This is a genomic window from Mesorhizobium sp. M7A.F.Ca.US.002.01.1.1 (assembly GCF_004022955.1).
GTDB classification, from domain to species: domain Bacteria; phylum Pseudomonadota; class Alphaproteobacteria; order Rhizobiales; family Rhizobiaceae; genus Mesorhizobium; species Mesorhizobium ciceri.
The window spans coordinates 1-3217 of the sequence record NZ_RZQE01000579.1 but is presented as its reverse complement, the minus strand read 5'-3'; the positions used below and the strand labels follow the sequence as shown (position 1 = coordinate 3217).

The 3217-nt window shown below is 63.6% G+C and carries 3 protein-coding genes; 2 read left to right on the top strand and 1 reads right to left on the bottom strand.

Going from position 1 to position 3217, the window contains the following annotated elements:
• On the top strand, positions 1-1407 hold a 1407-nt coding region (locus EN932_RS32280; RefSeq protein ID WP_164890732.1), incomplete at its 5' end, for a serine hydrolase.
• 28 nt (positions 1408-1435) lie between these two features.
• On the opposite strand, the gene EN932_RS32275 is transcribed toward EN932_RS32280, so the two are convergent.
• Positions 1436-2371 carry a hypothetical protein gene (locus tag EN932_RS32275; RefSeq protein ID WP_063172626.1) on the bottom strand — a complete coding sequence of 312 codons (936 nt, stop codon included), beginning with the start codon at positions 2369-2371 and terminating at the stop codon, positions 1436-1438.
• Positions 2372-2530: 159 nt separating this feature from the next.
• Here EN932_RS32275 and EN932_RS32270 point away from each other — a divergent pair.
• Positions 2531-3217, top strand: a 687-nt coding sequence (locus tag EN932_RS32270; RefSeq protein ID WP_128369372.1) for a radical SAM protein, incomplete at its 3' end; no start/stop codon positions are given.

Sequence of the window (3217 nt, the reverse complement as noted above, 5' to 3'; positions counted from 1 at the left end):
GTCGCGGACGGTGCCGTACCCGGGCTCGCCATCGGCGTCGTGCGCGATGACGAGGTGATCTTCCTCAAGGGTTTTGGGCATCGCGAGGCCGGCAAGCCTGAGACCGTCGACGCCGACACGGTGTTCCAGATCGCCTCCCTTTCCAAGCCGGTTTCCGCCACCGTCGTAGCGGCGTTGGTTAGCGACAGGATCGTGTCCTGGGATTCGAAGATCGCCGATCTCGATCCGGCCTTCAGGTTGGCCGATCCTTATCCGGCAAGCCAGCTCACCGTCCGTGACCTGTTTTCGCATCGCAGCGGGCTTCCAGGCACCGCCGGAGACGACCTCGAGGACATTGGCTACGACCGCGTCGAGATCCTGCATCGCCTGCGGTTCGTGCCGCCATCGTCGAGCTTTCGGGCCGGGTATTCTTACAGCAATTTCGGATTGACAGAGGGTGCCGTGGCAGCCGCGACACCGACGGGAAAGCCCTGGGAGCAGGTCGCCGAGGAGAAGCTCTACCGTCCGCTGGGCATGGCCTCCACGAGTTCCCGCCATTCGGACTTCGTCAAGCGAACCAACCGCGCCGCGCTTCACGTCAAGGTCGATGGCGCCTGGGCAGCGAGGATAGAGCGCGATCCGGATGCGCAGGCGCCCGCCGGCGGCGTCAGCTCTACGGCACGTGACCTCTCGCAATGGGTGCGCCTCATCCTCCACAACGGCGTTTATGCCGGCAAGACACTGATTGCCGCCGATGCGCTAAGCCAGACGCATGTTCCGCTGATAGCGCGCGGCAACAATCCCGTCTCCGGCGGCGCATCGTTCTACGGCCTCGGCTGGAATGTCGAATTCGGCCGACACGGCCTGAGCTGGGGCCACGCCGGCGCTTTCAGCGTCGGCGCGCGTACCCTGGTGACAGTCTTCCCAAAGGAGAAGTTGGGCATAGTCATCGTCGCCAACGCCTTTCCGACTGGCCTGCCGGAGGGATTGTCCGACAGCTTCGCCGATCTCGTCTTCGACGGTAAGGTCGAGAAGGACTGGGTCAAGGCGTGGAATGATATCTATGCGGGCCTGTTCGGTCCGGCGGTCGCGGCGGCCAAGGCCGCCTATGCCGCGCCGCCGTCTCCGTCACGGCGAGCCGGGCCGGGCAGTGTCTATGCTGGCCGGTACGCCAACGACTTCATCGGCGACGCGATTGTGTCGAAAGCGGGAGACGACCTTGTACTCAAGGTAGGCCCGGCCGCCGGCCGGTCCTATTCATTGAGGCATTTCGACGGTGATCTTTTCCTGACCTTCCCCGACGCGGAGACGCCGGACAGCCCCTCGGGTGTAAGTTTCGTGGTCGGCGCTGACGGCAAGGCGTCGGCCATGACTGTAGGTTTTCTCGACGACAATCATCTCGGCACGCTGCAACGTGTGGGGGACTGACTTCCAAATCGACCGGTCCCGCCGGGAGTCAGGATGCCGGGCCGTATCGGAGCAGTTTGAAGCAATCGCCGTTGCCCGATTTCGTCTGTGCCAGCGAGGGCTTCGATCTGTCGATCCATTCCTGATGTGACCTCGCGTCGGCTTCGATCGCCTCGACCGGTGCAAGACTGACAAAGCTGCGTCCGTGGCTGAGAAGCCAGCACGCACGGCCGAGAAATCGCCTGCTGCGCTGGCGCAAGAGGTCGGCATCGTAGAAGATGTCGAGCACCTCGTGCTTGATCTTGCGCTCGGTTTCAGGATTGGCGATCGCAACCTCGATCGGCTCGCCGCCGATCGCATCCTGCAGGTCCTTGTAGTCGAGGGTGAGTTGGGTGATGGCATATTTGATCTCGCTCTCGTCGCGCACGATGTCGAACCATAGCGTCGGATCGAGCTGGTTGACGACGAACGACGACTCGAAATCGCGCGACAGGTTGAGGATGTCGAAGTCCCGGATGTCGACGTCGCGCTCAACCAGCAGGATTTCGCGGATCTGCTTGCCAAGCTCCGCTCCCTGCGCGCCGATGGCGGCGTTGGTTCCACCAAGTTCGGGACTAACGTAGGCCCCGCCGTCATCCAGCAGCGCGTCGAATTCGCCAAGTGACTCGACGAGGGGAGCGCCGCGAGCGATGCGCGCCGCCAGCTTGGCCAGAACCTGCTGGAGATCCGTTTCGCGTCTGCGCTGGTCCTGGTAATTCTGCTGGAAAAAGAAGATGAACAGCGACACCCCGATGCCGATCAGGATCACGCCCAACTGCGAGAAGATGTTACGGTAGTATTCCAGCAGCTTTTCGCGATGACGCACGTCGTCGCGCACACTGTGGGCGACGCGCAGATTGACGATCAGCGACAGGATGAGCAGCCCAGTACCGACGAGGATGAGGCCGCCGATGAGCAGGTAACCATGGCCTGTGCTGAAATCCATTCGTTTTCCCTGAAGCCCAGACTGCGCAGAATAGTGCCATTTTGGCTAAATACCTACGGATTTGCGGGCGGTGGATTTGATGGCGGCGACCACCCCAGAAGGTTGACCCGCCTGGCCATCCGGCCGATAGCTCCGCCAGAAACTGCCCCGAGAACCCTGATGACTTCAGACACGAACCTCCACGATGCACGCTCCGCCGATCCTGACACCGCCTGGCAGGCGGACGTCCGCGCCGGGGTGCGCCACGTCCGCGACCTTGACCGCCTCCCGCTGTCGTCAGCCGAGCGCGCAGCCGCCCAGGCCGCGGCGGCGAACCATAAGGTGCGCGCGCCCAAAGCCTATCTCGACCTGATCGACTGGAACGACCCGGCTGATCCGATCCGGGCGCAGGTCATCCCCTCTCCGCAAGAACTGGAGGAAGCGGAAGGCGAACTCGACGATCCGATCGCCGACCATGACTTCAGCCCGGTGCCGCGCTTGACGCATCGCCATGCCGACCGGGTGCTGCTGTTCCCGACCTATCAATGCGCGGTCTATTGCCGGTTCTGCTTCCGCAAGGAATCTCTGACCTCGATCGGCAGGGGCTATACGCGCGAGGCGCTGGAGCCGGCGCTGGCCTATATCGCCAAGCATCCCGAAATCCGCGAGGTGATCCTGACCGGCGGCGATCCGCTGTCGCTGCCCGACAAGGCGCTGGCCGAAATCCGCGCGCGCATCGAAGGGATCGCGCATGTGCGGCTGCTGCGCCTCCACACGCGCGTTCCGGTGGCGCTGCCGTCGCGCATCACGCCGGGGCTGGTTGCGGCCCTGCAGGGCCGGCTGATGGTCACCATCGTCACCCATTTC